The sequence below is a fragment of the Desulfofundulus sp. genome, assembly GCF_049701015.1.
Classification (GTDB): domain Bacteria; phylum Bacillota; class Desulfotomaculia; order Desulfotomaculales; family Desulfovirgulaceae; genus Desulfofundulus.
The window spans coordinates 1-3,633 of record NZ_JBNATZ010000248.1 but is presented as its reverse complement, the minus strand read 5'-3'; the positions used below and the strand labels follow the sequence as shown (position 1 = coordinate 3,633).

Annotated in this window: 4 protein-coding genes and 1 pseudogene; all 5 read right to left on the bottom strand. The window is 60.9% G+C overall.

Going from position 1 to position 3,633, the window contains the following annotated elements; genetic code table 11:
• Nucleotides 1-836: non-hydrolyzing UDP-N-acetylglucosamine 2-epimerase (wecB, locus tag ACPLUI_RS12545; protein ID WP_424660595.1), on the bottom strand; the 836-nt coding region annotated here is incomplete at its 3' end.
• A 218-nt stretch (nucleotides 837-1,054) separates the two neighbouring features.
• On the bottom strand, nucleotides 1,055-1,663 hold the full coding sequence (locus tag ACPLUI_RS12540; RefSeq protein WP_424660594.1) for a hypothetical protein: 609 nt from the start codon (nucleotides 1,661-1,663) through the stop codon (nucleotides 1,055-1,057).
• Nucleotides 1,664-1,702: 39 nt separating this feature from the next.
• Nucleotides 1,703-2,317 carry an HAD family hydrolase gene (locus ACPLUI_RS12535; RefSeq protein ID WP_424660593.1) on the bottom strand — a complete coding sequence of 205 codons (615 nt, stop codon included), beginning with the start codon at nucleotides 2,315-2,317 and terminating at the stop codon, nucleotides 1,703-1,705.
• Between the two features lie 206 nt (nucleotides 2,318-2,523).
• Nucleotides 2,524-2,964: a deoxycytidylate deaminase gene (locus ACPLUI_RS12530; RefSeq protein ID WP_424660592.1), complete on the bottom strand. Its 441-nt coding sequence runs from the start codon at nucleotides 2,962-2,964 to the stop codon at nucleotides 2,524-2,526.
• A 162-nt stretch (nucleotides 2,965-3,126) separates the two neighbouring features.
• Nucleotides 3,127-3,633 (bottom strand): annotated as a pseudogene (locus ACPLUI_RS12525) (serine hydroxymethyltransferase); the annotation flags it as partial.

The following is a 3,633-nucleotide window of genomic DNA, read 5'->3' as shown; positions in this document are numbered from 1 at the left end:
CGGTTCATCAGGTTTACAAAGGGCTGGTAAGCAAGCGGCCCGGTCAGGTGAACCCGGGGCAACTCCCCCAGCACTTCCCGCACCAGCCCGCGTACGGCAGGATTCATGTGCACGGGAAACACGATCTCCACATCGGGATAAAGAGCGACTATATCCCTTAGGGCCAGGTAAATTTCACGCATCGGTTCGCCAAGGTTCTCCCGGCGGTGGGTGGTCACCAGCAACACACGGCGGTTTTGAAAATCTATGCCGGCGAGTTCGCCATTTTTAAACTGATAATTATTATCCACGGTGGCCAGCAGGGCGTCGATGACGGTATTGCCGGTGACAAAAATCTTTTCCGGAGCCACCCCCTCCCGGAGCAGGTTATCCCGGGCGGTGGCAGTGGGGGCAAAATGCAGGTCGGCCAGCACCGCCGTGAGGTGGCGGTTGATCTCCTCGGGAAAGGGGGAATACTTGTCTCCCGTACGCAGGCCCGCCTCGACGTGACCCACCGGGATTTGAAAGTAAAAGGCTGCCAGGGCGGCGACAAAGGTGGTGGTGGTATCACCGTGCACCAGCACCAGGTCGGGCTTCTCCCCCGCCATGACCCGCTCCAGGCCGTCCAGGGAGCGGCGGGTGATGTCGAAAAGGCTCTGTCCCGGCCTCATGATATCCAGGTCATGGTCGGGCACAATTCGAAAAAGGTACAGTACCTGATCCAGCATTTCCCGGTGCTGGGCGGTGACAGCCACCCGGCAGAGGACCCGGTCCTGCTGGCGCTGCAGTTCTTTAATGAGAGGGGCCATCTTGATGGCTTCCGGCCGGGTACCAAAAACAGCGAGAACTTTGAGCATAGTTTGTCTCCTTGGAGTGGTGATTAAACCGGGAGAGTCCCCGGTAAAGTATGGCAACCCGTTTAAGGACGGAACCCGCCCCCTCCCCCACGTGCGCTCCGCATGGCGGGCGCCGGGCTCCCCGAGGGGGGCATCCAGCCGGGCCCACTGGAATATTATTCCCCGCGATCAACTATATGACGCCTTCTCGTGAATTATAAGGGGATAATTTCCACCCATCAACCCTTTCGAAAGTGCCCCCGGGGGCCGCCCACGTTGCAGAAGGCGGAATTAAAGTTGCGGTAGAGGGATTTATACCCGGCAATGCGGTGCCACTTTTTGATAAACCCGGGCGGCAGGTCTTCCCGCAAGACCACCTGGGACCAGCCTCCGGGTAACGGGTAGGCGTAATAGGGTTTGTCCTTCGGGATGCCCCGGATAAAGATGACCTGGGGCACGGTCCATTCCAGGCGGGCCAGGTAGACCCGGTGCATGCCGTCGCAGACGATGTTGAATACCGACCCGTCGGCTTCCACCGATTCCTCGACGACCGGCGGCAGGAGGTCCACCGGTTCATCGTAACCGGCCAGGTACAGGGTGACATACCCGTCGAGATGAAAAAGGTCGCACCCGTGGCGGGCCAGCTCCCACTTCAGCTCCCGCACTTTTTGCAGCTCACCGGTGAGGACGTAGGACTGGGCCGGAGCCAGACAACTTGTATGTATTTTTTCCAGGGAAATGAAGGCATCACGGTATATATAACATTCCGGGTCGGTGAGCATGGTAACCCGGCGCAGTTTTGCCACCAGTTCTTCCCGGGTGTGACGTTCCAGTCCGATTATTTCCATGAGTCTGCCAACCTTTCTATGAACTTTCTATGAGCATGTTCAGACGGACCCCGTCCCCCCGCAAATTTCATCCAGCGCTCGTCCCACCTGGGCAACATCCCGTACAACGATGTCCGGCCGGGGCCATTCTCCCCACAGGACCCGGGCCATGGCCCGGTATTCGCGCTCGGGGCGGGACAGGACCCAGACCGTGGCCAGCCCCAAATTTTTAGCAGGCAGGATATCCTTGTCATAGGTGTCACCGACCATTACGGAAAGCCGGGGTTCCGCCCCCAGAGCCTCCAGGGCCGCCCGGTACAGCTCTTCTGACGGCTTCTTCCTGCCCAGGCGAAAACTCAAAGCGGTGCAGTCGACCAGGGAAGCGATATCCGGACAGGCGCGTAAAAAGGCACGGTAATAGGGGACCCAGATGTCCGAAACCAGGCCCACGGCAAAACCCAGTTCCCGGGCCCGCAGCACGGCCAGCGCGGCACCCGGTATTTCCACAGCCGCCTTCTCCTGGTCCGCCCAGAGGCGCGCAACGGCCTCTTCCTGCTGCGGGTCCAGGGGGATAATTTCACCCAGCGCAGCACAGACCTCCCGGGGGCCGTTAAACTCCCGGCACATTATTACATCCGCCACCAGCCGGTCATAACCCGGCGGCAAGCCCAGCACCCGGGCAATTTGTTTGGCCGGAGAAACCTCCGGGCCGGTGACCAGTGTGGCACCAATGTCGAAAAGGGCTGCCTTTCGTCCGGCGATGGCCGGTCACCCCCGCCCCAAAACTCTGATCAAATACCGCGAGGCCCCACCCTCCCCGGTGCTCTCCGGGCACGCCCACGGCAGCTTTGCCCGGCAGCAACACCTGCGAACCCGCTTCATCAACCCTCCCACAGGTCGACCTGCACGCCGTGGCGTCGCAGGAACTCTATCCCCTCGTCTGTACCACGGTAATCCCGGCGCACCACCACCCGGGAAAGGGCGCAGGAGACAATGAGCTTGGCACAGGTCAGGCAGATATCGGCGTTGACGTACAGGGTGCCACCTCCCACGGCCAGGCCGCGCTTGGCGCAGAGACAGATCGCGTTCTGCTCGGCGTGGACGCAGGGCTTGTAGTCTTCCCGGCCGGCCAGGTCTTTCAGGCAGCGCCCCGTGTCGATACAGTGTTCCGCCCCGCTGACCACACCGTTGTACCCGTGGGAAATGATGCGCCGGTCCACCACAATGACGGCCCCCACCTTTTTGCGCAGGCAGGTCGAGCGGCGGGCGATAACGTCGACCACTTCCATATAAATCTCATCGAAAGAAGGCCTCTCAACCATGGCGCTCCACCTCCGGACTCCGGGGAACGGCGGTACGGCCCTTTGTTTTCCTGGTGCCCCAACCCCCGGGCAATAGCTTCACTGTAGATATTCAGTGAACCGGTTAATGCGTTGTTACCCCGCTCACTCCAGCGCTTCACGCCGGTACACTATTCCGGTCCCCTAATACAGCGGGTAGCGGCGGCACAGTTCCCCCACCATTTCACGCACCCGGGCCAGCCTGTCCGGGTCATCCCGGAAGCTCAAAGCCAGGTGGATGATCTCGGCCACCGCCTCCATATCCGCTTCCTTCAAGCCGCGGGTAGTCACGGCCGGAGTGCCGATGCGGATGCCGCTGGAGACCGCGGGTGGCTGCGGGTCATAGGGAATGGCATTTTTGTTTACCGTCACGCCGACGGAATCAAGGACAATTTCCGCCTCACGGCCGGTTATCCCCTTGTTGCGCAGGTCAAGCAGCATCAGGTGGTTATCGGTACCGCCGCTGACCAGTTGAAATCCCCGGTCGATCAGCGCGCGGGCCAGGGCACGGGCGTTTTTGACTATCTGCCGCTGGTACTCCTTGAATTCAGGCTGCTGCGCCTCTTTGAATGCGACGGCCTTGGCGGCGATAACGTGCATCAGCGGCCCCCCCTGGATACCCGGAAAAACAGCCTTATCAATGGCCGCAGC